The sequence below is a fragment of the Stenotrophomonas maltophilia group sp. msm1 genome (assembly GCF_032025805.1).
Taxonomy (GTDB): Bacteria; Pseudomonadota; Gammaproteobacteria; order Xanthomonadales; family Xanthomonadaceae; genus Stenotrophomonas; species Stenotrophomonas hibiscicola.
Genome location: NZ_JAVSKH010000004.1, coordinates 29,933 through 54,011 on the forward strand (window position 1 = coordinate 29,933; position 24,079 = coordinate 54,011).

General features: G+C 66.9%; 24 protein-coding genes and 4 tRNA genes. 12 read left to right on the forward strand and 16 right to left on the reverse strand.

What is annotated here, in order from left to right:
- Window positions 1-112: 112 nt before the first annotated feature.
- The gene (locus tag ROV95_RS17155; RefSeq protein WP_019658851.1) at window positions 113-1,039 is read right to left on the reverse strand and encodes a c-type cytochrome; all 927 of its coding nucleotides are present in this window, start codon (window positions 1,037-1,039) and stop codon (window positions 113-115) included.
- Entirely contained in the window at window positions 1,036-2,382 is a 1,347-nt protein-coding gene (locus ROV95_RS17160) for a cytochrome c (RefSeq protein WP_312545815.1), read from the reverse strand. The genes ROV95_RS17155 and ROV95_RS17160 overlap by 4 nt, the downstream gene beginning before the upstream one ends.
- Before the next feature lie 182 nt (window positions 2,383-2,564).
- On the opposite strand from ROV95_RS17160, the gene ROV95_RS17165 reads away from it, so the two are divergent.
- Window positions 2,565-3,683: an alpha/beta fold hydrolase gene (locus tag ROV95_RS17165; protein WP_312545457.1), complete on the forward strand. Its 1,119-nt coding sequence runs from the start codon at window positions 2,565-2,567 to the stop codon at window positions 3,681-3,683.
- A gap of 80 nt (window positions 3,684-3,763) precedes the next feature.
- Here the strand turns inward: ROV95_RS17165 and ROV95_RS17170 are convergent, their stop codons facing one another.
- Window positions 3,764-4,903 carry an MFS transporter gene (locus ROV95_RS17170; protein WP_312545816.1) on the reverse strand — a complete coding sequence of 380 codons (1,140 nt, stop codon included), beginning with the start codon at window positions 4,901-4,903 and terminating at the stop codon, window positions 3,764-3,766.
- A 184-nt stretch (window positions 4,904-5,087) separates the two neighbouring features.
- Between ROV95_RS17170 and ROV95_RS17175 the strand changes: the two genes are divergently transcribed.
- Window positions 5,088-5,783 (forward strand): alpha/beta hydrolase, encoded by a 696-nt coding sequence (locus ROV95_RS17175; protein ID WP_312545458.1) that lies wholly within the window; start codon window positions 5,088-5,090, stop codon window positions 5,781-5,783.
- Window positions 5,784-5,864: 81 nt separating this feature from the next.
- On the opposite strand, the gene ROV95_RS17180 is transcribed toward ROV95_RS17175, so the two are convergent.
- Window positions 5,865-6,566: a pirin family protein gene (locus ROV95_RS17180; protein WP_005409043.1), complete on the reverse strand. Its 702-nt coding sequence runs from the start codon at window positions 6,564-6,566 to the stop codon at window positions 5,865-5,867.
- 140 nt (window positions 6,567-6,706) lie between these two features.
- On the opposite strand from ROV95_RS17180, the gene ROV95_RS17185 reads away from it, so the two are divergent.
- Window positions 6,707-7,627, forward strand: a complete 921-nt coding sequence (locus tag ROV95_RS17185; RefSeq protein WP_312545459.1) for a LysR family transcriptional regulator — start codon at window positions 6,707-6,709, stop codon at window positions 7,625-7,627.
- A 594-nt stretch (window positions 7,628-8,221) separates the two neighbouring features.
- Here the strand turns inward: ROV95_RS17185 and ROV95_RS17190 are convergent.
- The 10 genes from ROV95_RS17190 to ROV95_RS17235 all read right to left on the reverse strand — a co-directional run bounded on the left by ROV95_RS17190 (window position 8,222) and on the right by ROV95_RS17235 (window position 14,118).
- Window positions 8,222-8,298, reverse strand: a tRNA-Arg gene (locus ROV95_RS17190).
- A gap of 32 nt (window positions 8,299-8,330) precedes the next feature.
- Window positions 8,331-8,407 (reverse strand) — tRNA-Arg (locus ROV95_RS17195).
- Between the two features lie 58 nt (window positions 8,408-8,465).
- Window positions 8,466-8,542 (reverse strand) — tRNA-Arg (locus ROV95_RS17200).
- Window positions 8,533-9,459 carry an alpha/beta fold hydrolase gene (locus ROV95_RS17205; RefSeq protein WP_312545460.1) on the reverse strand — a complete coding sequence of 309 codons (927 nt, stop codon included), beginning with the start codon at window positions 9,457-9,459 and terminating at the stop codon, window positions 8,533-8,535. The genes ROV95_RS17200 and ROV95_RS17205 overlap by 10 nt, the downstream gene beginning before the upstream one ends.
- Window positions 9,456-10,265, reverse strand: a complete 810-nt coding sequence (thiD, locus tag ROV95_RS17210; protein WP_058982738.1) for a bifunctional hydroxymethylpyrimidine kinase/phosphomethylpyrimidine kinase — start codon at window positions 10,263-10,265, stop codon at window positions 9,456-9,458. The genes ROV95_RS17205 and thiD overlap by 4 nt, the downstream gene beginning before the upstream one ends.
- Window positions 10,266-10,329: 64 nt before the next feature.
- A complete protein-coding gene (locus ROV95_RS17215) occupies window positions 10,330-10,998 on the reverse strand; it encodes a YoaK family protein (RefSeq protein WP_180877714.1) in 669 nt (222 codons plus the stop codon).
- 12 nt (window positions 10,999-11,010) lie between these two features.
- The gene (locus ROV95_RS17220) at window positions 11,011-11,517 is read right to left on the reverse strand and encodes a hypothetical protein (RefSeq protein WP_019661174.1); all 507 of its coding nucleotides are present in this window, start codon (window positions 11,515-11,517) and stop codon (window positions 11,011-11,013) included.
- Window positions 11,514-12,914, reverse strand: a complete 1,401-nt coding sequence (locus ROV95_RS17225; RefSeq protein WP_019661175.1) for a PhoH family protein — start codon at window positions 12,912-12,914, stop codon at window positions 11,514-11,516. The genes ROV95_RS17220 and ROV95_RS17225 overlap by 4 nt, the downstream gene beginning before the upstream one ends.
- Window positions 12,915-12,998: 84 nt before the next feature.
- The gene (locus ROV95_RS17230; RefSeq protein ID WP_019661176.1) at window positions 12,999-13,478 is read right to left on the reverse strand and encodes a peroxiredoxin; all 480 of its coding nucleotides are present in this window, start codon (window positions 13,476-13,478) and stop codon (window positions 12,999-13,001) included.
- Between the two features lie 79 nt (window positions 13,479-13,557).
- On the reverse strand, window positions 13,558-14,118 hold the full coding sequence (locus ROV95_RS17235; protein WP_019661177.1) for a glycine cleavage system protein R: 561 nt from the start codon (window positions 14,116-14,118) through the stop codon (window positions 13,558-13,560).
- Between the two features lie 164 nt (window positions 14,119-14,282).
- On the opposite strand from ROV95_RS17235, the gene dapA reads away from it, so the two are divergent.
- Both dapA and ROV95_RS17245 read left to right on the forward strand, forming a co-directional pair.
- Window positions 14,283-15,176: a 4-hydroxy-tetrahydrodipicolinate synthase gene (gene dapA / locus ROV95_RS17240; protein WP_312545464.1), complete on the forward strand. Its 894-nt coding sequence runs from the start codon at window positions 14,283-14,285 to the stop codon at window positions 15,174-15,176.
- A gap of 32 nt (window positions 15,177-15,208) precedes the next feature.
- Window positions 15,209-15,724 (forward strand): hypothetical protein, encoded by a 516-nt coding sequence (locus ROV95_RS17245; RefSeq protein ID WP_019661179.1) that lies wholly within the window; start codon window positions 15,209-15,211, stop codon window positions 15,722-15,724.
- A 169-nt stretch (window positions 15,725-15,893) separates the two neighbouring features.
- On the opposite strand, the gene fdxA is transcribed toward ROV95_RS17245, so the two are convergent.
- Complete coding sequence (fdxA, locus tag ROV95_RS17250; RefSeq protein ID WP_004153066.1) at window positions 15,894-16,217, reverse strand: ferredoxin FdxA; 324 nt, start codon at window positions 16,215-16,217, stop codon at window positions 15,894-15,896.
- A gap of 193 nt (window positions 16,218-16,410) precedes the next feature.
- Between fdxA and ROV95_RS17255 the strand changes: the two genes are divergently transcribed.
- The gene (locus ROV95_RS17255; protein ID WP_019661180.1) at window positions 16,411-17,835 is read left to right on the forward strand and encodes a sugar porter family MFS transporter; all 1,425 of its coding nucleotides are present in this window, start codon (window positions 16,411-16,413) and stop codon (window positions 17,833-17,835) included.
- Window positions 17,836-18,222: 387 nt separating this feature from the next.
- Here the strand turns inward: ROV95_RS17255 and ROV95_RS17260 are convergent.
- A tRNA-Glu gene (locus ROV95_RS17260) sits at window positions 18,223-18,297 on the reverse strand.
- A gap of 52 nt (window positions 18,298-18,349) precedes the next feature.
- Here ROV95_RS17260 and pcnB point away from each other — a divergent pair.
- From pcnB to pgi, 6 genes are all read left to right on the forward strand, one after another.
- Window positions 18,350-19,729 (forward strand): polynucleotide adenylyltransferase PcnB, encoded by a 1,380-nt coding sequence (gene pcnB / locus ROV95_RS17265; RefSeq protein WP_312545467.1) that lies wholly within the window; start codon window positions 18,350-18,352, stop codon window positions 19,727-19,729.
- A gap of 3 nt (window positions 19,730-19,732) precedes the next feature.
- Window positions 19,733-20,218 (forward strand): 2-amino-4-hydroxy-6-hydroxymethyldihydropteridine diphosphokinase, encoded by a 486-nt coding sequence (gene folK / locus ROV95_RS17270; protein ID WP_058980267.1) that lies wholly within the window; start codon window positions 19,733-19,735, stop codon window positions 20,216-20,218.
- A gap of 34 nt (window positions 20,219-20,252) precedes the next feature.
- Entirely contained in the window at window positions 20,253-21,068 is an 816-nt protein-coding gene (panB, locus tag ROV95_RS17275) for a 3-methyl-2-oxobutanoate hydroxymethyltransferase (protein ID WP_005409058.1), read from the forward strand.
- Window positions 21,065-21,904 (forward strand): pantoate--beta-alanine ligase, encoded by an 840-nt coding sequence (panC, locus tag ROV95_RS17280; RefSeq protein ID WP_312545470.1) that lies wholly within the window; start codon window positions 21,065-21,067, stop codon window positions 21,902-21,904. The genes panB and panC overlap by 4 nt, the downstream gene beginning before the upstream one ends.
- A 161-nt stretch (window positions 21,905-22,065) precedes the next feature.
- Window positions 22,066-22,446 (forward strand): aspartate 1-decarboxylase, encoded by a 381-nt coding sequence (gene panD / locus ROV95_RS17285; RefSeq protein WP_005409061.1) that lies wholly within the window; start codon window positions 22,066-22,068, stop codon window positions 22,444-22,446.
- Window positions 22,443-23,957, forward strand: coding sequence for a glucose-6-phosphate isomerase (gene pgi, locus ROV95_RS17290; protein WP_312545472.1), 1,515 nt, complete (start codon window positions 22,443-22,445; stop codon window positions 23,955-23,957). The genes panD and pgi overlap by 4 nt, the downstream gene beginning before the upstream one ends.
- Window positions 23,958-24,079: the final 122 nt, after the last annotated feature.

The following is a 24,079-nucleotide window of genomic DNA, read 5'->3' on the forward strand; positions in this document are numbered from 1 at the left end:
GGACCTTGAGGGGAGAGAAGCCCCCGAGTGTCGGCAGCACCAATGACATCGACATGACGTAGAGATGCAGGAACCGTGTTGTGTGACGGCCGTGCCCGCGGCCGCCTGCCTGTCAGTACCGCGCGTCCTTGGGTTTCGGGTCGCGCGGCCAGTCCTTGGCCTTGTTGGCGAAGTCCGGTCGGGGCTGGTTGATGAAGTAGCTGGCGATGTCCACCGCGTCCTGGTCGGGCATCACCTGCTGCCCCAGTGGCGGCTCGCGGGTCACCGCCGGTGGCATGTTGTGCTTGACGAAGCCGGCGGCCTTGTACAGCCGCGCCATGCCGGCGCCGATGTTGAAGCTGTGGTCGCCCCACAGCGGCGGGAAGGCGATGTCACCGCTGGCGTCGCGCCGTCCTTCGCCGTTGTCGCCATGGCAGGCAGCGCACTGCACGGCGTACAGCGCCTGGCCACGGATCGGGTCCGGGACCAGCGTGCTGTCGATGGGCCCCTCACTGGGGGCAGCCACCCTTGCACCCACTGGCACAGGGCTGCTCAGCCACGCCATGTAGTCGAGCATCGCACGCATCTGCGGCGAGTCCTTCGGCAGCGGCTTGCCGTTCATTGAACGCTGCAGGCAGCCGTTGATGCGCTCGGTCAGCCCGATCACCTTGCCCGGACGCGGCATGTAGCGCGGATAGGCGCCGCCGCCGGTGTTGAAGTAGTGATTGCCGAACGGCCGCTTGCCTTCGGCCATGTGGCACGAGTTGCAGTTCAGATCGTTGCCGACGTTGTCTGGCAGCAGCCGTGCGGTCTCGTTGAGGAGGCGGCGGCCGAGCATCACCGACTCGGCATTGCCGAGCCCGGCGATTTCTTCGGCGCTGGGTGCACGGTAGTGGCCGACCACCTTGCCCTGTGCATCGAGGATATCGATCGTGCTGGCCACGGCGGCATCCAGGTCCGGGTACAGATGGCGGTAAGCGAGGGTACCGGCGCCGGCCAGCAGCACGAGGGTGATCGCACTGCCGATCAGCAGGCGGGAGCGTTTGCGCGAACGTTTCATCGTGCGGACTCCTGCGGAACGTAGTGCACTGGCTTGTCGCGCACCACCCGGCGCATGCGTGCCACGTCGACCTCGCTCACTGCGCTGGCCTGGTTGCCCCAGCTGCTGCGGATGAAGGTCAGGATCTGTGCCAGCTGCGCGTTCGGCAGCTGTTCGAAGCCGGGCATGGTGAAGGCCATGCGGTCGTGCGGGGTATGCGGCGTGCGGCCACCGATCAGGGTCACCTGCACCAGCGAGCTGGGATCGTCGGCGAACACGATCGAGTTGCCGGCCAGGGCCGGATAGACGCGGGGTATGCCGCGTCCGTCGGCCCGGTGGCAGGCCTGGCAGTGCTCGGCATAGGCCAGCGAACCGGCCACGCGGTAGTCGCCGCTGCGCAGTGCGGCGGTGGTCGTGTCGCTGCCGGGCGACCACTGTGCGCTGCGTCCTTCGCGGGCGGGCAGCTGCTTCAGGTAGCGGGCCATCGCCAGCAGGTCAGCGTCGGACAGGTACTGCGTGCTGTGCTCGACCACGTCGGCCATGCCGCCGAAGGCCGCCGACCGATCGGTGCGGCCGGTACGCAGGAAGTCGACGATCTCGCCCTCGCTCCAGCTGGCCAGGCCGGTCGATTCATTGCGCAGGTTCTTCGCATACCAGCCTTCCAGCACCGAGCCGGACAGGAACTGGCGGCTGCCATCGTTGGCCATCGCCTTTTCCTGGAACGCCAACCCGCGTGGCGTGTGGCAGGCGCCGCAGTGGGCCAGGCCTTCCACCAGTTCGGCGCCGCGCTGCTGACCGGCATCCAGCGACGGATCCGGACTGAAGCTGCGCGGGCGCGCGAACAGCAGCTGCCACCAGGCCAATGGCCAGCGCATGTTTGCCGGCCACGGGATCGTGCTGTCGGCGTTGTTCTGCTTCACCGGCTGCACCGAGCCCATGAAGTAGGCGTACAGCGCCTTGATCTCGGCGTCGCTGGCGATCACGTACGAGGCGTACGGCATGGCCGGATACAACGGCTGGCCATCGTGACGGATGCCGCGACGTACCGCGCGCTCGAAGTCGGCGTAGTCGTAGGCACCAATGCCGGTGTCCGGATCGGGCGTGATGTTGGTCGAGTAGATCGTGCCCATCGGCGTCTGCATGCCGAGGCCACCGGCGAACGGCTTGCCACCCGGTGCGGTGTGGCAGGCCGCGCAGTCTGCGGCGCGCGACAGGTATTGTCCCTGCGCGATCAATGCCGGATCGTGGATGTCGACCTGCGCGGTCTGTCGCGGTGCGAACCAGTAGGGCGTGGTGCGGGCGACGCCGTAGGCGGCGGCCAGCGTGGCGACCAGGGCAATGGCGAGCTTGAACGAGGTGCGCATGGCGGCACTGTGGGCAATCGTGCCGGCGTATTCATTGATCCGGATCAATGCCGAGGTCAATCGCGCCATTGTGACAACCTGAATCGATCCCGGATTGTCATCAAGCCGTCATCCGCGCGCGATAGATGGTCCACGCCCGCGTCGCTAACCTGCCACGCTGTCGCACCCATCCTCGATTGCCCATGAAGCGCCTGCTGCTGTTGTTGCTGGCGTGCGCCGGCCTGTGGCTGGCTGCATGCTCCTCCTCGCTCAATGCCTCGTCCACCTCGCTCGCCGATCGGCTGATCGCGCCGGGTGGCGTATCGACCCTGCTCGATCGTCCGCGCATTGCCGCGGCCATTGCCGAACTGCCCAATCGCCACGGCTTCGCGCCGGGCCGCGATGGCGTGCCGATCTTCTGGCGTGTGTTTGATCCGGGCGATTACGGCGCGCGTTACCACTACCTGCCGCAGCGCCACGAGAACGGCCTGCCGCTGGATACCGGTCTGAGCCTGGCAGTACCGCGACCGTTCCGCGCGCAGGCACCGCGCGGCACCGTGGTGCTGCTGCACGGCTGGATGATGAACGGTGATTCGATGCTGCCGTGGTCGTTGCAGCTGGCTGAATCCGGCTACCGCGTGGTCACGCTCGACCTGCGCAATCATGGCCAGTCCGGTGCGGGGCCGTCCGGCTATGGCACTTACGAATCTGACGATGTGGTCGATGTGATCGGCGAGCTGCGCGCACGCGGTGAGGTGACCGGCCCGCTGTACCTGTTCGGCGTATCCTACGGCGCCGCCACGGCAGTGTTCACCGCCGACAAGCTGGGCGATCAGATAGCAGGCGTGGTGGCGATGGAGTCCTTCGCCAACGCCGGCGTGGCCATCCGCACGATGATCCCGCACCTGATGGGGCTGCAGCCGGAAGGCCTGAAGGCGCAGGCGATGGCGTCGTACGCGCGCTGGCGCTACGGCGGCCAGGACATCAACCAGGTGATCGCCGACGCCAGCCGTCGCATCGACGTCGATCTGGACCGCGTCGACGTCGCGCGTGCGCTGGCCGATACCCGCGCCTGCGTGCTGCTGCTGCACGGGCAGGGCGATCAGCACATACCCGTCAGCCAGGGCCGCGAACTGGCCCAGGCCAACCCGCGCGCGCACTACATCGAGATGCGCGGCGAAGACCATATCACCCTGCCGCTGCGGCTGGATCTGCTGGCCGGAGTAGTTGACGACTGGATGGCGCGCGACGAGCACCACCCGCAGAGCGCATGCCCGGCGCCGCAGCTGCCGGCCCAGGCCGAATGGCTGGCACACGGCTGAAAAAGGGGACGGAGGGGATTAAGTCGTTTGCAGCACACCCGTGGCAGATGCGACTTAATCCCCTCCGTCCCCTTTTTTTGTCAGGCCACCCGTCGTGCCAGTGCTCGTGCGGATGCGGCTACGCCCAGCAGCAGCGCGGCCACGCAAAGGAAGGCGAATCCGAGGCTGGTGCCGTGTGCCAGTGCACCGATCGCCGCCGGGCCGGCGAGGATGCCGGCGTAACCCAGTGTGGTCACTGCAGTGATGGCGATGCTCTCCGGCATCACCCGCTGCTGGCCGGCCATCGAGAACAGTGCCGGCACGATGTTGGCGCAGCCCAGCCCGACCAGCACATAGCCCGCCAGCGCCACCGGGAACGAGGGCACCAGCGTGGCCAGGGTGAAGCCTGCTGCGGAGGTGATGCCGCCGAAGACCAGGGTGCGGGTGCGGCCGAGGCGCTCGACGATGCCGTCGCCGAACAGGCGCATCGCGGTCATCGCCAGGGTGAACAACGCGAAGCCGGCGCCGGCCTGGTCACGCGGCACCTGCCGCACTTCGGCCAGGAACACCGCGCTCCAGTCCAGCATCGAGCCCTCGGCGAGGAACACCACGAACGCCAGCACGCCGATGAACAGCACCACGCCGTGCGGCAGTGCCAGCAACGGTCCTTCATGCAGGATCCGTTGTGGGCGCCAGTGCGGCGCCGACAGAACCGCAACCAGCAGCAGTGCTGCCACTGAGGCCAGCGCGGCCAGCCACAGCGGCGTGCCCAGAATCAGCAGGCCGGTCATGCAGCCGGCGCCGACGAAGCCACCGATGCTGTAGAAGGCGTGGAAGCCGGACATCATTGCGCGCCCGGCGTCGCGCTCTACCGCGACCGCCTGCATGTTCATCGCACAATCCAGTGCACCGACGCCGGCGCCGAACACGAACAGCGCCGCGCCCAGCGCCACCGGCGAGGGCGCCAGCACCAGCAAGGGCAGGGCGCACAGCATCATCGCGCAGGTGATCACCATCACCCGGCGGCAGCCCAGCCGCCCGGTCAGCGCACCCGCCAACGGCATCGCCAGCAGCGAGCCGAGCCCGAGGCACAGCAGCACGGCACCAAGGCTGGCATCGGACAGCCCGGCCTTGGCCTTGGCATAGGGCACCATCGGCGCCCACGCGGCGGTGGCGAATCCGGGAATGAAGAAGGCGGCACGGGTGGCGTGCTGCTGGGCACGTGGGGATGAAGGCGTCATGCGCGATACGAAGCTCCAGGGAATCGTCATGAAAACGTTCCCAAGAAGAATCGGCAAGTGCCAAGGGCGACAACCTTCGACGCATACGTTTGCAATGACGCGAGGACGTCACCAGTGATTAACGCGACTCACGGACAGTGGCCGCACGGGCGGCATCCCGCCGGCCGCTGCCGGAGACCTGTTCATGAGCACGACACCGACCATCCTCCTCGTCCATGGATTCTGGGGCGGGGCCGCACATTGGGCCAAGGTGATCCTGGAACTGCATCGAAGTGGCCACGATCGCGTGCAGGCGGTGGAACTGCCACTCACGTCGTTGGCTGACGACGCACGGCGCACCCAGAAGATGATCCGCCAGATCGACGGGCCGGCGCTGCTGGTCGGCCATTCCTACGGCGGCGCAGTGATCAGCCAGGCCGGCAACGAGGCCAATGTGAAGGGCCTGGTCTACATCGCCGCGTTCGCGCCTGATGCCGGCGAGAGTCCCGGTGGCATCACCCAGCAGCACCTGCCGGAGGCGGCGCCGAACCTGGCACCGGACAGCGATGGCTACCTCTGGCTGCGTGCGGACAAGTTCCATGAGAGCTTCTGCCAGGACCTGAGTGCCGACGAGGGCCGGGTAATGGCGGTGACCCAGAAGGCGCCGCTGGCCAGCACTTTCGGCGACACGGTCAGCGATCCGGCGTGGAAGCACCGGCCGAGCTGGTACCAGCTGTCCCGCCACGACCGCATGATCGCGCCGGAAAACCAGAAAGCCATGGCCGCAAGAATGCAGCCCAAGCGCCTGCTGGAGCTGGATGCCAGCCATGCCTCGCTGGCATCGCAGCCGAAGGAAGTGACCGCGCTGATCCTGGAGGCCTGCGCCGCCATCGGTGGGTAACACTCCTCCTGTAGCACGCCTGGCGCAGGCCGGGCTCTACGAAAAGGCCCCCGATGCTCAGCAGCATCGAGGGCCTTGTGGTTACAGCGGCAGGTCGAACACCAGCACTTCGGCATCGTTACCGTTTTCCAGCGTCAATTGGGCTTCGTCGCTGACCTGCAGTGCATCGCCGGCTTCCAGGGTGATGCCGTTGACCTGCAGCTGGCCACGCGCCACCTGCACATAGGCGCCACGACCGTTGCCAAGCGCGTGGTGCAGCTTCTGGCCGCCATCGAGGATGGTGGCGAAGATGCGGGCATCCTGGTGGATGCGCAGCGAACCGTCGGCACCGTCCGGCGAGGCGATCAGGCGCAGCTGGCCGCGCTTGGTCTCCGGCGCGAAGTGGGTCTCCTCGTAGGACGGCGTGATGTTCTCGGTGTCCGGGAAGATCCAGATCTGCAGGAAGTGCACGGTCTCGTCGGCCGAGTGGTTGAATTCGCTGTGGGTGACGCCGCTGCCGGCGCTCATGCGCTGCACGTCGCCATAGCGCAGCACCGAACCGGTGCCCATCGAGTCCTTGTGTTCCAGCGCACCGCCCAGCACGTAGGAGATGATTTCCATGTTGCTGTGGCCGTGGGTGCCGAAGCCCTGGCCGCCGATCACCTTGTCTTCGTTGATCACCCGCAGCGGGCCGAAGCTGACGTAGCGGGGGTCGTAGTAGTTGGCGAAGGAGAAGGTATGGCGCGAGGACAGCCAGCCATGCTCGGCCAGGCCACGGGTAGCGCTCTTGCGGATCTGCAGCATGATGGAATCTCCTTGTTCGATGGTTTCGATGGGGCGGGGTGGACCGGTAGCCGCAGTGTTTCCCCGTTGGAGAGAAGTATCCGCTTGCGCCCGGGGTTTTAAAAACGGATAGTTTTGACAGCCATCATCGAAAAATTCGAATGCTCAAGCTCAGCCTCGATGCCCTGCAGATCCTGGATGCCATCGACCGCCGCGGCTCGTTTGCGGGCGCTGGCAAGGTGCTGCACAAGGTGCCCTCGACCATCTCCTACACCGTGGCCAAGCTGGAGGAGGACCTGGGCGTGCAGCTGTTCGACCGGGTTGGCCCGCGCGCCGAGCTGACCGCAGCTGGCCGCGCGCTGCTGGACGAGGGTCGGCACCTGCTGCGTGCAGCCCGCGAGCTGGAACTGCGGGTGCGCCGGGTGGCGTCGGGCTGGGAGACCGAGCTGACGCTGGCGGTGGACTCGGTGTTTCCGACCTGGCTGCTCGGCCCGGACATCGCCGCGTTTCGAGAGGCCGAGGCACCGACCCGGCTGCGATTGATCGGCGAGGCCCTGTCCGGCACCTGGGAGGCCCTGCTGGACCGCCGTGCCGACCTGCTGGTCGGCGCGCCGGGCGAGGGCCCCAGCGGCGGTGGCTACGTCGTCGAGCCGCTGGGTACGGTGGCGTTCGTGTTCGCGGTCGCGCCCGGTCATCCGTTGGCGGCAGTGCCAGGCGTGCTCGGTCGCGAGCAGCTGGTCGAACACTGCGCGATCGCGGTCTCCGATTCGGCACGACGGCTTCTGCCGCGCACGGTCGGCCTGTTGATGGGGCAGGAGATGCTGACGGTGCCGGACATGGCCAGCAAGCTGAAGCTGCAGTGCGAAGGCGTGGGCTTCGGCTTCCTGCCCGAGCCGTGCGCGCGCGCTGCGGTGGCGCGTGGCCAGCTGGTGATCCGCGAGGTGGAGGAGCACAAGCCGGAAGAGACCTTCTGGCTGGCCTGGCGCACCGGCGAGGACGGCGCCGCACTGCGTTGGTGGCGCGAGCGCTTGCGCAGGCCGGAGCTGCTGTCGCAGTGGTGGCAGGCAATGGCCAGGGGGTAGGGGTTTGGCAGGGCTGCGCCCTGCACCCGCCGAAGCAACAGCTATGGCCGAAGCAACAGCAACAGCAACAGCAACAGCTGGTTTCCTGAGGGATGGCGGGGTGGGTCCGGTTGCGGGAGACGCCGTAAACCCGTCCATGGGGGCTTGGCCGCGGCATCCATGCCGCGCACACTCCCGCAACCGGACCCACCCCGCCTTCGACAGAGTCCCGCTGCTGTTGGTAGGTGTCGACCTTGGTCGACACGGTAGATCCACGCCATGCGTGGATGCTCTTCGATCAATTATCGAAATACTCGAACTCGATGGAGATTCATCCACGCATGGCGTGGATCCATCAGATCGCGGAAATCTGTCAGAGGTGGGGCGGCATGGGCAGGCAGGACCGTTGGCGGCATGGATGCCGCCATCGAGCCCCCATGGATGGGTTTACGGCGTGTCCTGCCTGTCCATGCCGCCCCGCCAACCCACGGAACACCAGCTGTTGCTGTTGCTGTTGCTTCGGCCATAGCTGTTGCTTCGGCGGGTGCAGGGCGCAGCCCTGCCGAAAAACACACATAAAAAAACAGCAGGCCGAGGCCTGCTGTTTCGGTGTAATGGTGCGCCCGGAGAGATTCGAACTCCCGACCGCCTGGTTCGTAGCCAGGTACTCTATCCAACTGAGCTACGGGCGCCAATTACATAAACTTGTGGTGTTGACTGTGTATGGTGCGCCCGGAGAGATTCGAACTCCCGACCGCCTGGTTCGTAGCCAGGTACTCTATCCAACTGAGCTACGGGCGCGCGGTACACAATCAAATTTTACTGCATTTCCAGCGGCGGATGCCGGAAACCTGTCGAGTGGTGCGCCCGGAGAGATTCGAACTCCCGACCGCCTGGTTCGTAGCCAGGTACTCTATCCAACTGAGCTACGGGCGCCCTGCGACAGGAGCGGAATTATGCGGATGTCGGCGCGGACCGTCAACAGTTTTGTGAAAATTTTCATCCAACTGAATGAAAAAGCTGTCAGCCACGGCGTCCGGCGCCTTCAGCCACGCGAAATGATCGGCGCGCGTGCCCAGTTCCTGCGCGGACAGCACGCGCAGCTGCGCGTCCACATTCGGCAGCTTCGCCAGCAGCGTCTGCATCGATCCGGTGGGGGCCAACCAGTCGTGCTCCATCAGCACCGCCTGCGCGCTGCCATGCACGCGCGCCATCTGCGCATCGAGGTCTTCGTCCATGCCGGACGCGGCGTAGTGGTTGTTCAGGCCCACGCGCGCCCAGTCGGCAATCAGGCCGCGCGCCTCGGTGCCGCCGAAGCCAAGGCGACGGCCATGCAGCACGCCCTGGCGCTGCGCGATCCACGGCAGAAAGCGGTAGACCAGCGGCAGCAGCCATCCGCGTGGTGGCGGGAAGCCACGCCAGAACGGTGAGCCGCTGGCGGCCAGCCACAGCCGGTTGAAGTGCTGCGGATGGCGTCCGGCATGCACGCAGGCCAGCTGCCCGCCAAGGCTGTGGCCGCCGATGATCCAGGGCAGGGTGCCAGCCCCTTCATCCGCTGCAGCCAGAACGGCCTGGCTGCCTGGCAGATCCTGTTCGAGTACCTCGCGATAGCCCCAGTCCAGCGCGCGCGATGGGCGCAGCGAACTGCTGCCGTTGCCGCGCCACTCGTGCAGGTACACCGCCACGCCCTTCGCAGCCAGCGCCTGCGCCAACGGCAGGTAATGGCGCGCGGCCACGCCCAGCGCGGGCAGCCACAGCAGGCGCGCAATGGGGTGCGCGGGCACGCAGGCAATCACTTCGTAGCGATGGCCGTCGTCGCACTGTACGGCGAGGATGCGCGGCGCCAGGTTCATGCGTGTGGTGCCGCGCCGAAGTGATCGAGCACCCGCACCTCGCTGCGACCAGGGGCATGGCTCCGCTGCAGGCTGCGTGCGACGTAATCGATGCCGGCTTCGCAGGCGTTGGCCAGGCTCAGGCCATTGCACAGCTGCGCGGCGATGGCCGCAGCCAGCGTGCAGCCGGTGCCATGTGCGTCCAGTGGCAGGCGGGCGTGGATGAATTCTTCGTTGCTGACGCCGTCGAAGTAGCGGTCGATTACGCGGTTGCCTTCCTGCAGGTGGCCACCTTTCAGCAGTACGGCGCCGGCACCGAGATCGAGCAGGGCTGACGCCGCGCGCTCAGCGTCATCGCCATTGCTGATCTTCCGTCCGACCAGCAGTTCTGCTTCCGGTGTGTTGGGGGTGATCAGCGTGGCGAGCGGGATCAGGCGCTCACGCATGGCCTGCAATGCGCTGTCTTCCAGCAGGCGCGCCCCACTGGTGGCGACCATCACCGGGTCCAGCACCACGTGCGGCGGACGATGCTTCTCCAGTGCGTCAGCAACGGCGTTGATCACGCCGGCGTTGGCCAGCATGCCCAGCTTTACCGCGTGAATGTCGAAATCGTCGAAACAGGCTTCCAGCTGCGCGCGCAGGAAGTCGATCGGCGGCACATGCACGGCGATGACGCCACGCGTGTTCTGCGCGGTCAGTGCGGTGATTGCGGAGAGGCCGTGCACGCGATGCGCGGCGAAGGTTTTCAGGTCGGCCTGGATGCCCGCCCCTCCACCGGAGTCGGAGCCGGCGATGGTGAGAGCGGAAACGGGAGTGGTCGGGCTCATTCCGCGATTGTGCCGTGGTCGCGCAGGGGAAGGTAGATCCACGCCATGCGCCGATGTCCTTGATTCAATGCCGCCAACGTGCCCATTGCTGGTACAGCACATAGCCCAGCCCGGTCAGGCCGGTCAGCAGGGCGGGGGCGAGCAGGGCGTCGTACTGCCAGCGCATGAACAGCCAGGCGCCGATGATGCCGCCGGCGAGGAAGCCGCTGATGATCAGGCCGCTGAGGGTCAGGCGTCGTACCTGCAGCGGCAATCCGCGCAGCAGGTGGCCCAGGCCGATGCCGAGGTCGGTGAACATGCCGCTGAGATGGGTGGTGCGTACCACCGCGCCGCTGAAGGTGGTGGCCATCGCGTTCTGCAGGCCGCAGGCCATGGCGGCGGCCAGTGCGCCCCAGATCTGGTGGCGTTCGAACAGCGGAATGGCCACCAGCAGCAGCGCGGACTCCAAGGCCAGCGCCACGCCGTAGCGTCGGCCCAGTTGCAGGGTACTGTCCTGGATCAACAGGCCGCTGAGCATCGCACCCAGTGAGAACGCGATCAGCAGCCCCCACAGATGGCCGACCGCGCGCCAGTCGCCCTGCGCCAGCGCCATGCCCAGCTGGCTGGTGCTGCCGGTCATGTGGCTGACCGCCTGATGCTCGAAGCCGAGGAAGCCGACCACGTTGACCATGCCGGCCACGCACGAGAGCGCGACCGCACCAATCCAGACCCAGGTGGGCAGGCGTATTCCCATCGGCAAGGCCCCTCAGGGCCCGCCGAAGCCGCCGTTGAACTGCAGCTCGCTGAAGGTATTGCTGGAGGGGTCGAACACCGCGCCCCAGAACTGCGTGCCGCCGTCGCAGACGCGGATCGCTTCCCGTGCCGGATTGATGCCGCTGCCATCGGGCAGATGGAAGGCGTTGACGTAGATCAGCCGCTTGCCGGCGCTTTCGATGCCGACGTACTGGCGGTCGAAGTCCAGCACCTTCGGGACCTGTGCCTGCAGCGACGAGAGCTGTGCTTCCAGTTGGTCGATCTGCTGCCGGCTGGGTGCCCAATAGCCGCTGACCCGGCCCGCCTCGCGGCCTGGACTGGGCCGCGAGCAGGTGTCGAGCACCTGCGCGGCGATGATCGGGCGGGTGACCACCCAGGATTGTCCGGTACGTTCGGCGGTCGGCACGCTGGCCGGGCCGCGCGTGGTGGTGCAGGCGCCGAGCGCGGCTGCGAGGGCGATCGCAGCCGTAGGCAGCAGCAGGCGGGTGCAGCGGTTCACAACACCTCCGACGCGTAATCGGCCAGGCGCGAGCGTTCGCCACGGCGCAGGGTGATGTGCGCACTATGCGGCCAGTTCTTGAAGCGATCCACCGCGTAGGTCAGGCCCGAGGTGGTTTCGGTCAGGTACGGGGTGTCGATCTGCTCGACGTTGCCCAGGCAGACGATCTTGGTGCCGGGGCCAGCACGGGTGATCAGCGTCTTCATCTGCTTGGGGGTGAGGTTCTGCGCCTCGTCCAGGATCAGGTAGCGTGACAGGAACGTGCGGCCGCGCATGAAGTTCATCGAGCGGATCTTGATGCGGCTGGCGAGCAGGTCGTTGGTGGCCTGGCGGCCCCAGGTGCCGCCTTCCTGGTTGTGCGTGAGCACTTCCAGGTTGTCGGTCAGCGCGCCCATCCACGGCGTCATCTTCTCTTCCTCGGTGCCCGGCAGGAAACCGATGTCCTCGCCAACGCTGACCGTGGCGCGGGTCATGATGATCTCGCGGTAGCGCTGCTGGTCCATGGTCTGGGCCAGGCCGGCGGCCAGCGCCAGCAGGGTCTTGCCGGTACCGGCGGTACCCAGCAGGGTGACGAAGTCGATCTCCGGGTCCATCAGTGCGTTCAGCGCGAAATTCTGCTCGCGGTTGCGCGCACTGATGCCCCACACGGCGTGGCTGCCGTGGCGGAAATCATCGACCAGCGACAGCACTACCTTGCCGTCGCCGACCACGCGGCTGACACGCAGTTCGACTTCGTCTTCGCCGGGCAGGTAGACGTACTGGTTCGGGTACCACTCCTCGCCATCCTGCGCCTGGATCTCGTAATGGCTGCGGCCCTTGTCGCTCCAGCTGCGCAGATCCTCGCCGTGGCGCTTCCAGAAGTCTTCGGGCAGCTCGGTGGCACCGGTGTAGAGCAGGCTGAAATCGTCCAGTGCGCGGTCGTTCTCGTAGTCCTCGGACACGATGCCGGCGATGGCGGCCTTGATCCGCAGGTTGATGTCCTTGGAAACGAACACCACCGGCAGGTCCGGCGTTTCTTCCTTGAGGGCCAGGATCGCGCCGAGGATGGCATTGTCCGGAATGACCTTGCCAAAGCTCTTGCCCGCGTCGAAATGGCTGGTCTGGAAGCGCAGCTTGCCGGCGCTCTGCTTGCCGCGCAGCTGCAGGCCATTGGGACGCTGCAGTGGAATGCCGTCGGCCAGGTTGTCCAGGCCGGATTCCTGCACCAGCTCGTTGAGGAAACGGCTCACCTGGCGAGCGTTGCGGCTGGCTTCGGAGGTGCCCTTCTTGCCGTTGTCCAGCTCCTCGATCACCTGCATGGGCAGGTAGATGTCGTGCTCCTCGAATTTGAACAGCGCGGTGGGATCGTGCATCAGCACGTTGGTATCCAGCACGTAGATGCGCTTGCCTCGGGTCATCGTCGATTCCTGGTTACGGGCAGGGAAAAACCACCACGGCCTGCAGCGGGGCAGGGTGATGGCAGACACGGTGGGCAGTGGGACTCACTTGGACTGGGAGGCCTTCAGTTCGGCGAGAACGGCATCGGCATGGCCGGCAACCTTGACCTTGCGCCAGGACTGCACGATGCGGCTGTCGGGGGAAATCAGGAAGGTGCTGCGTTCGATGCCACGTACCTGCTTGCCGTACATGTTCTTCATCTTGATCACGTCGAAGGCGCTGCACAGCGCTTCGTCGCCATCGCTGACCAGCGGGAAGTTGAAGCCCTGTTTGGCGCAGAAGTTGTCGTGCGACTTCACCGAATCGCGCGAGACGCCCAGTACCACCGCGCCCGCCTTCCTGAACTTCGGCAGCAGGGCGTTGAAGTCGATGCCTTCGGTGGTGCAGCCCGGCGTGCTGTCCTTGGGATAGAAGTACAGCACCAGCCATTGGCCGGCATAGTCGCCGAGGGTGGCGTGGTCGCCGCCGGACAGGGCCAGCGGCAGGGAGAGGGTAGTGCTGTCCAGGGTGTCGCCGTTGTTCATGAGGTCCTTCTGTCGAGCCTGGGTTCTTGCCATTACAGCTACATGAAACGCCACGCGCGCGTGAGAGACGCGCGAAGAATCAGAACTTCATGGGATCCATGATCGCGTCCAGGTTCAGGTGGTCGCAGAACTCAAGGAAATCGTCGCGCAGCGCGGCAATATGCATGTTGGCCGGCACGCCGATGGTGACCTGTGCGCTGAACATTTCCGCACCGGTCTGCATGGCGCGGTAGCGCGTGCTCTGCAGGTTCTCGATGGTGATGCCCTGGCGGTCGAAGAAATCGGCCAGCTGGAACAGGATGCCCGGCTTGTCGGCGGCGATCACCTCGACGATGTAGGGCAGCAGGTTGGACTGCGCCTGCTTGGCGGCGGTGCGGTACCAGACCAGCTTCAGCCCTTCCTCGCGCTCCAGCCGGGTCAGCATCGCCTCCAGCTTGGCCACCGAGTCCCAGGAGCCGGTGGCCAGGGCGGTGACCGAGACGTCGCGGCCGACCGTGGCCAGGCGTGCGTCCACCAGATTGCAGCCGCTGTCGGCGATGCGGCGGGTGACGGGCAGCAGGGGGGACTCCGGATGCGTCGTGTAGGCGTTGATCAGGAGGTGGTTTTCGCTCGGCGCGGGGCGCGGGGTGGTGTCGGTCAAGGCGATTCCGGGTAATGCATGCGTGAGTCTGAATGCCCGCCAGAGGCGGGGATCCACCGGTGTCCAGCATACTTGCCCGTGCTTTCGCGCCGCAAGTAACATTCAGGTCGCCCCCGGCCTTTCGTGGCGGGCGTTTTCCCTTTCCAGCCAAGAGCAGCACGTCCTTGTCCCTTTCCGGCCTCATCACCGCGCTGGCGACCCCGTTCCGGGCCGACCGCGCCCTCGATCCCGACGGTTGGCAGCGCCTGCTGCACCTGCAACTGGAAGGTGGCGTCCATGGCGTTGTCGTTGCCGGCTCGACCGGCGAAGCGGCAACCCTCACCGATGCCGAGTACGACCTGCTGCTGGCCAGCGCGGTCGAACGCATTGGCGGCCGCATCCCGGTCATGGCCGGCACCGGCCTGTCCGGTACTGCCAAGACCATCGAACAGACCCGTCGTGCGGCCGCGCTTGGCGCCAGCCATGCACTGGTGGTCACCCCGCCTTACGTAAGGCCGACCCAGGCCGGCCTGATTGCCCATTATCGTGCGGTCGCCGACCAGGGCGGGTTGCCGGTCGTGCTGTACAACGTGCCCGGCCGTACCGGTTGCGACATGCAGCCGGAGACCGTGGCCGAACTGGCCAGCCACCCCAACATCGTCGGCATCAAGGAGGCGGTGGGCGACACCGGCCGGGTGCAGGCGCTGCTGGCGCTGCGCAGCCCGAAGTTCGCGGTCCTCAGTGGCGATGACGGCACCGCCGCGCGCTCGATCCGGGCCGGCATCGATGGCCTGATCTCCGTGGGCTCCAACGTGCTTCCGGGTGCCTACCGCCGGATGTGCGAACTGGCCGCCGCGCACGACCATGCAGCCACCGAATCCTGGGACGCGCGCCTGCAGCCGTTCCACGATTTCTGCGGCGTTGAACCGAACCCGATTCCGGTCAAGGCGCTGCTGCGCCGCATCGGTGTCGGCCATGACCTGCGCCTGCCGCTGCTGCCGCTGTCGGCGCCGCACCATGCGGCCGCCGACCACCTTGCCGGCGACATCGCCGCCCTCGAAGCCCTTTCCAGCCACTGACCTTCCGTCTTGGTCTGACCCAGGAGATTCACATGCGTCAATCCGTTTCCACCGTCCGCGTGCTGTCCTATGCCCTGCTTGCTGTGGCGGTCGCTGCCGGCACCACCGGCTGCTTCAAGCGCGGCGTCAAGGGCGACTACGCCCTGGCCCCGGAAATGCGTCCGCTGGAAGTGCCGCCGGACCTGAACCTGCCGGCCACCACCGGCGACAACAAGGTGCCGACCCTTTCCTCGGCGACCAAGCCGGCGGCCCCGGTGGCTGCGGCCCCGGCCGTGGGCAACACGGGTTTCACCATCGCCGGTGGCAAGGATGAGGCCTTCGCCAAGGTCGGCACCGCGCTGGAAGGCGTGGAAGGCGTGACCATCGCCAGCCGCGCGCAGCTGCTGGGCTCGTATGACGTGGCCTACGAAGGCAGCAACTTCCTGGTCCGCGTGGTGGCCGTCGATGCCGGCGCCTACATCTCCGCGGTGGACCCGCGCGGCCTGCCGGCCACGGCCGAAGCGCCGGTAAAGCTGATCGCCGCGCTCAAGGCGAAGCTGGCGCAGTAAGGGCTGGTCGGGTGGATGCGGGCCTTGGTCCGCACCTGCCTTGGGTAGCGCCGGGCCATGCCCGGCGAGCTTGAAGCGCGGCCCAGGATCCGCCGGGCATGGCCCGGCGCTACCGGAAATGGAAAAGGGCGCCCAAGGCGCCCTTTTTCGTTGTCGCAGCAGGCGCTTCTCAGCGTTCCAGCAGCTTCAGCTTGTCCGGCTTGCCATCCCATTCGCCGGCGTCGGCAGGCGGGTCCTTGCGCACGGTCAGCACCGGCCACTCCTTCGCCAGCTCGGCGTTGAGGGCGACGAAGCTCTCCTGGCCGGCAGGAACATCGTCCTCCGGGAAGATCGCGTTGACCGGGCATTCCGGTTCGCACAGGGTGCAGTCGATGCACTCATCCGGATCGATTACCAGGAAGTTCGGGCCTTCGTGGAAGCAATCCACGGGGCACACTTCCACGCAATCGGTGTGTTTGCACTTGATGCAGTTTTCGGTGACGACAAAGGGCATGGGCTGGGGGCGGATCGATTCCTGAACCCGCCAATTCTAGAACAGGTTGGCCCCCAGTGTCGGCGCGGGGCGGAAATCGGGCGCCTGGCAGGCGCGGCCGTGGCGGACATTGGCGGCAGGGCAAGGCCTGTGCGACGCTGCGGGTCAGCCGGCTGCGTCGGATGGCCGGCCTCCCTTCCCAACAGGTTCATCCATGTCCCAGCGCCAACCCGGCATCGCCTCCCACGGCGGCGAAAACACGGCATTCATCGTCCTCATCAGCTGCGTGGCCACCCTCGGTGGATTCCTGTTCGGCTTCGATAGTGGTGTCATCAATGGCACGGTCGACGGCCTTCGCCAGGCCTTCAACTCCAGCGAGGCGGCGCTTGGTTTCGAAGTCGCTTCGATGCTGCTGGGGTGTGCGGTCGGTGCCTTCCTGGCAGGCTGGCTGGGGGATCGCCTGGGCCGCCGAGGCGTGCTGATCGTGTCGGCGCTGATGTTCCTGGTTTCGGCGCTGGGCGCCGGTGCCGCTCACGCTTCCTGGCTGTTCATCGCCGCGCGCGTGCTGGGCGGTTTCGCGGTGGGCGCGGCCAGCGTGATGTCGCCGGCCTACATCGCCGAGGTGGCCTCGGCGCGCTATCGCGGGCGCTTGGCCACGGTGCAGCAGATGGCGATCATCTGCGGCCTGTTCGCCGCCTTCCTCAGCAATTACCTGCTGGCCCGTGCCGCTGGGGCGTCGACCGAGCCGCTATGGCTGGGCCATGAGGCCTGGCGCTGGATGTTCTGGATGCAGGCGCTGCCATCGGGGCTGTTCCTGCTGCTGTTGCTGGTGATTCCCGAAAGCCCGCGCTTCCTGGTCGTGAAGGGGCGCCCGGAGCAGGCGAGGGCGGTGTTGGCGCGGCTGTACGGCGAGGCCGCAGCCACGGCCAAGCAGGCCGAGATCGAGGCGAGCCTGGCCCAGGACCAGCATAAGCCACGCTTCGCCGACCTGCGCGACAAGGTCACCGGCAGGCTGCGCCCGATCCTCTGGGTCGGCATCGGCCTGGCGATGTTCCAGCAGCTGGTCGGCATCAACGTGGTGTTCTACTACGGCGCGGTGCTGTGGCAGGCGGTGGGGTTCTCGGAAAGCGACGCGCTGCTGATCAATGTATTGTCCGGTGCGCTGAGCATCGGTGCCTGCCTGCTGACGGTGCTGCTGATCGACCGCATCGGACGCAAGCCGCTGCTGTGGATCGGCTCGGTCGGCATGTCGGTAGCGCTGGTACTGATGGTGGTCGCGTTCGCCAGTGGCAGTCTCGCCGACGGTCGCCTGCAACTGTCCGACGGCATGGGCCGGCTGGCGCTGGTGGCGGCCAACGTCTATGTGGTGTTCTTCAACATGTCCTGGGGCCCGGTGATGTGGGTGATGCTGGGTGAAATGTTCCCCAACCAGATCCGCGGCCCGGCATTGGCCGTCGCCGGTGCGGCGCAGTGGACGTCGAATTTCGCGATCACCGTGACGTTCCCGATGCTGCTGGCGGGCATCGGCCTGGCCGGGGCCTACGGGATCTATACGGTGGCGGCCATCCTCTCGATCTTCTTCGTGGTCCGCTACGTGCGCGAGACCAAGGGCAAGGAGCTGGAGCAGATGGAAGGCTGACGCTGCCCGGCTTCGGTTGCATTCCGTTGGCGCCTCGGTGTCATCGAGGGCGAAGGCGGGGCAGTCCAATCCGGGACAGGCCGTGAACCCATCCATGGGGGCTCGATGGCGCCATCCATGGCGCCAACGGTCCCGGCTTGAGCTGCTCCGCCTTCGCGTCAGGCATTGCGGTTCTGGCGGACGCAGGTCTGCGCGTCGGGATTGAATTGGCTGCGGAGGAGCGAGGCTGTTCGTGCCGCCGTCGCGGGAAACTGTCAGGGTGGCCCACCCCCTCCCACGCAGGAACAGGAAGGCGCTACTGCGACCAGGCCGACCGATGCCAATGCAAACCCCGGAAAACAGAAAAGCCCGCACAAGGCGGGCTTTTTCGGTTCCTGCTGCGGCGACTGGCGCTCCCTAGGGGACTCGAACCCCTGTTTTAGCCTTGAGAGGGCCACGTCCTAACCACTAGACGAAGGGAGCGTAACTGTGTCGCTGCCGAGGCAGGAGCGCTAGTATATGCACCTCGATGCCATTGGGCAATCCCGAAACTTCAACCGGAAGCGCCAACATCATTTCCTCTGCTACATCACCGTTCAGCCTGCGCGTCATCCCGCGCGACCAGCACACGATCTCCCGCAAGGACATCAGCCCGAACGCCCTGCGCGTGCTTTATCGCCTGCGCGATGCCGGCTTCGGCGCCTACCTTGTCGGCGGCGCGGTGCGCGATCTGCTGGTCAATGGCCAACCCAAGGATTTCGACGTGGCCACCGACGCCACGCCCGAGCAGGTCAAGCAGCTGTTCCGCAACTGCCGACTGATCGGCCGCCGGTTCCGCCTCGCCCACGTTGTGTTCGGCCGCGAAATCATCGAAGTCGCCACTTTCCGCGCCAACAGCGATGACGGCAGCGGCGACCGCGAGATGGAAAACGGCATGCTCGTGCGCGACAACGTGTACGGGACCATCGAAGACGACGCCATCCGCCGCGACTTCACCTGCAACGCCCTGTACTACGCCATCGAGGACTTCTCGGTGCGCGACTACACCGGTGGCTTCGAGGACGTGCAGGCGCGCCTGATGAAGCTGATCGGCGACCCGGTGCAGCGCTACCAGGAAGACCCGGTACGCATGCTGCGAGCGGTGCGCCTGGCGGCCAAGCTCGGCTTCCAGATCGAGGAGGGTACTGCCGCGCCGATCCCGCACCTGGCCGGCCTGCTCAACGAAGCCGCGCCAGCGCGCCTGTTTGAGGAAGTGCTCAAGCTGTTCCTGTCCGGACACGGCGTGGCCAGCTTCGAAGGCCTTGAGCGTTACGGCCTGCTCGACGTGCTGTTCCCGGAAAGCGCCAAGGCGCTGAAAGCCAACCGCACCGGCGCGCTGCGCCGCATGCTGGTCGAGGGCCTGGCCAATACCGATGCGCGGGTGGCCAACGACGAACCGGTCTCGCCGGCGTTCCTGTTCGCGCTGCTGCTGTGGCCGGCGTTCTGCCGTGCACAGGCGACCCTGCTCAAGCAGGGCGTGGCACCGGAAGAGGCGCAGCGCCGCGCCGCCGACCGCGTCACCGTGCAGCAGTTGAGCACCATCGCGCTGCCGCGCCGCTTCTCGCTGCCGATGCAGGAAATCTGGCTGCTGCAATCGCGCTTCAGCTCGCGCCAGCGCAAGCGCGTGTTCCGCACCCTGACCCATCCGCGCTTCCGTGCCGCGTTCGATTTCCTCAGCCTGCGCCAGGTGGCGTCGTCCGAGCACGCCGCCGATGTCGAGTTCTGGCGCGAAGCGCAGGCGCAGTCCGGGCGTGAGCTGGAGTCGTCGCTGGATGCGATGCACAGCGAAGAAGGCGATGACGAGAGCGGAGCGCCGCGCAAGCGCCGCCGTCGCCGCCGTCGTCCGGGTGCCCCGGCCGGTGCAGCGGGCGAGTAGGCGATGACCCCTGCCTGGATCGGCCTCGGCGCCAACCTCGGCGACGCGGCCGCCACCGTCGGCGCGGCGATTGCCGCGCTGGACGGCCTGCCCGGGACCCGGCTGCGCCAGGCCTCGCGGCTTTACGCAACGCCGGCCTGGGGCAATGAAGACCAGCCGCCGTTCGTCAATGCGGTGGCCTCGGTCGAAACCACCTTGCCGGCCGATGAGCTGCTGCAGGCCATGCTGGCGCTGGAGCAGCGCTTCGGTCGCGTGCGCGATCCGGCAGTGCACTGGGGCCCGCGCGCGCTGGACCTGGACCTGTTGTTGTACGGCGTGCAGGAGCTCGACCAGCCCGGGCTGAAGGTGCCACACCCGTACATGCACGAACGGGCCTTCGTGTTGGTGCCGCTGGCCGAAATCGCGCCGGATCTGGTCATTCCCGGCCACGGCCGCGTGCGGGACGCAGTGGTGCGGGTGGACGCCTGCGGGATTGCCCCGATAGGGTGATAATGCCCGGGTTATCTCCCCCGGTTATCAGCACATGAGCACCCACGCAGACAGCAAGCCCTGGACCGTTCCCGCCCTGGCCGAGGCCAAGCGCAATGGCCAGAAGCTGGTCATGTTGACCGCCTACGACGCCGGCTTCGCCCGCACTTTCGACGCCAATGGCGTTGACCTGATCCTGATCGGCGATTCGCTGGGCATGGTGGTGCAGGGCCATGATTCGACCCTGCCGGTGACCGTGGCCGACATGGTCTACCACACCCGCGCCGTGGCCCGCGTGCTGCAGCGTGCGCTGCTGGTGGCGGACCTGCCCTTCGGCGCCGATGCCACCCCGGAGCGCGCGCTGGATGCCTCGCTGCAGCTGCTGCAGGCCGGTGCCGAGATGGTCAAGATCGAAGGTGCCGGCTTCAAGGTCGACATCATCCGCTACCTGGTCGAGCGCGAGATTCCGGTCTGCGCGCACCTGGGCCTGACCCCGCAATCGGTGCTGCGCCTGGGCGGCTTCAAGATCCAGGGCCGCGGCGATGCCGCGCGCCAGCTGGTGGAAGATGCCAGGGCCGTGGCCGCTGCCGGCGCCAGCATCATGGTGCTCGAATGCGTACCGACCCCGGTCGCCGCCGAGGTGACCGCTGCGGTGGAGGTGCCGACCATCGGCATCGGTGCCGGCCCGCAGTGCGACGGCCAGGTGCTGGTGCTGCACGATTTCCTCGGCCTGGACAGTGGCCATCGCCGCCCCAAGTTCGTCAAGGATTTCCTTGCCGAAGGCGGTTCGGTGGCCGGTGCCACCCGCGCCTACGCCGACGCCGTGCGCGACGGCAGCTTCCCCGACGAACAGCACGCTTACGCCTCATGATCCAGACCTTCAACGAGCTTGGCGCATTGCGCGAGCAGATCGCCCACTGGAAGCGCGAGGGCCTGCGCGTGGCGCTGGTGCCCACCATGGGCAACCTTCACGGTGGCCATCATTCGCTGGTGACCTTGGCCCGCCAGTACGCCGACAAGGTGGTGGCAAGCATCTTCGTCAACCCGACCCAGTTCGGGCCGAACGAGGATTTCAGTCGCTATCCGCGTACGCCCGAGGCCGATGTGGCCGGGCTTGAGCAGGTCGGCTGCGATGCGGTGTGGCTGCCCAGCGTCGAGGCCATGTACCCGCTGGGCGTGGACAAGACCACGCAGATGCACGCGCCCGGCGTGAGCGAGGTGCTGGAAGGTGCCAGCCGCCCGGGCCACTTCGATGGCGTCTGCACGGTGGTGGCGCGCCTGTTCCTGCAGGTGCAGCCGGACGTGGCCGTGTTCGGCCGTAAGGACTACCAGCAGCTGGCGGTGATCCGGCAGATGGTGGCTGAGCTGTCGTTCCCGATCCAGATCGTCGGTGCCGAGATCGTGCGTGACGAGGATGGCCTGGCCAAGAGTTCGCGCAACCAGTACCTGAGCGCCGAACAGCGCCCGGTCGCGACCGCCATTCACCGCACCCTGCTGGGCATGCGCGAGGGCTACGTGGCCGGTCACCCGCGCGAACGCATCGAGGCCGATGCCACCGCCGCACTGCAGGCGGCCGGTTTCCAGGTCGACTATGCGGTGCTGCGCACCCCGGAGCTGGCCGAGCCGACCTTCGACGGCGGTGGCCGCGTGGCACTGATCGCCGCGCGACTGGGTACGACCCGTCTGATCGACAACCTGGAATTCTGAGTTCCGGCGGCGCCGCGCGATGCATGGGGTCAGATGCCTTTTCCAGGGGAAAGGGTTCTGACCCCCGGTTTCACCGCCTACCTGAACAGGTTGTCGGCCGTGATGCCCCGCGCTGTGCGGGTGCTAGAATCCGCTCTTTCCTTTGCCGTTGCAGCGCCCCCATGCACCTGTCCCTGCTCAAGACCAAGATCCATCGCGCCACCGTCACCCATTCCGAGCTGAACTACGAAGGCTCGATCGCCATCGATGACAACCTGCTGGCTGCCACCGGCATCCGCGAGTTCGAGCAGGTGCACATCTGGGACGTGACCAACGGTGCGCGCTTCTCGACCTATGCCATCCGCGCCGAGGCCGGCAGCGGCGTTGTCTCGCTCAACGGTGGCGCCGCGCGCCACGTGCAGGTCGGTGACATCATCATCATCGCCGCGTTCGCCAGCATGACCGAGCAGGAAGCCGACAGCTTCAAGCCGAAGCTGGTGTACGTTGATGGCAAGAACCAGATCACCCACACCAACGACACGATCCCGACCCAGGCCGCATGACAACGAACAACGGATTCGACTCGCTGCATTCCCACGCCCAGCGCCTGAAGGGCGCAAGCATCCCCAGCCTGCTCGCCGCCGAACCCGGCCGCGTGCAGGATCTGGCGCTGCGGGTCGGTCCGTTGTACGTCAACTTCGCGCGGCAGAAATACGATGCCGCCGCGCTGCAGGCGTTGCTGGCGCTGGCTGCCGAACGTGATGTCGGCGGCGCCATCACGCGCCTGTTCCGTGGCGAGCAGGTCAATCTGACCGAGGGGCGCGCCGCACTGCACACCGCATTGCGCGGCGACGTGGTCGATGCACCGGTTGCCGCTGAGGCCTATGCCACCGCGCGCGAGATCCGCCAGCGCATGGGCGTGCTGGTGCGCGCGCTGGAAGACAGCGGCGTAACCGACGTGGTCAGTGTCGGCATCGGTGGTTCCGACCTCGGTCCGCGCCTGGTCGCCGATGCGCTGCGTCCGGTCAGCGGTGCGCGCCTGCGCGTGCATTTCGTGTCGAACGTGGACGGCGCCGCCATGCAGCGCACGCTGGCCACGCTGGATCCGGCGAAGACCGCGGGCATCCTGATTTCCAAGACCTTCGGCACGCAGGAAACCCTGCTCAACGGCCAGATCCTGCACGACTGGCTGGGGGGCAGCGAGCGCCTGTATGCCGTCAGCGCCAATCCGGAACGCGCGGCCAAGGCTTTCGCGATCGCCGCCGATCGCGTGCTGCCGATGTGGGACTGGGTCGGTGGCCGTTATTCGCTGTGGTCGGCCGTGGGTTTCCCGATCGCGCTGGCCATCGGTTTCGAGCGCTTCGAGCAGCTGCTGGAAGGCGCCGCGCAGATGGATGCGCATGCGCTGGATGCACCGCTGGAGCGCAACCTGCCGGTGTTGCACGGCCTGACCGACATCTGGAACCGCAACCTGCTGGGCCATGCCACGCACGCGGTGATGACCTACGACCAGCGCCTGGCGCTGCTGCCAGCCTACCTGCAGCAGCTGGTGATGGAAAGCCTGGGCAAGCGCGTGCAGCGTGACGGACAGCCGGTCACCACCGACACCGTGCCGGTGTGGTGGGGCGGGGCGGGCACCGACGTGCAGCACAGCTTCTTCCAGGCGCTGCACCAGGGCACCAGCATCGTTCCGGCCGACTTCATCGGCTGCGTGCACAGCGACGATCCCTACACGATCAATCATCAGGCCCTGCTGGCCAACCTGCTGGCGCAGACCGAAGCACTGGCCAATGGCCAGAGCAGCGACGACCCGCACCGCGATTACCCCGGGGGCCGCCCGAGCACGCTGATCCTGCTCGACGCACTGACCCCGCAGGCGCTGGGCGCACTGATCGCCATGTACGAACACGCTGTGTACGTGCAGTCGGTGATCTGGAACATCAATGCCTTCGACCAGTTCGGTGTCGAGCTTGGCAAGCAGCTGGCCAGTGGCCTGTTGCCAGCGCTGCAGGGTGAGGATGTGGCGATTGCCGATCCGATGACCCGCGAGATACTGGCGCAGCTGAAGCGCTGAGCCCGGTCGTGGATGCGCCGGCGACAGGCCGGCCATCCCATGCCTTCCGTTCCTGCCATCCGGGGCCCTGCGGCGTTGCCCATGCAGCGTATTCGCGTGCCTGCGGCAGCGCAGCTTGACTA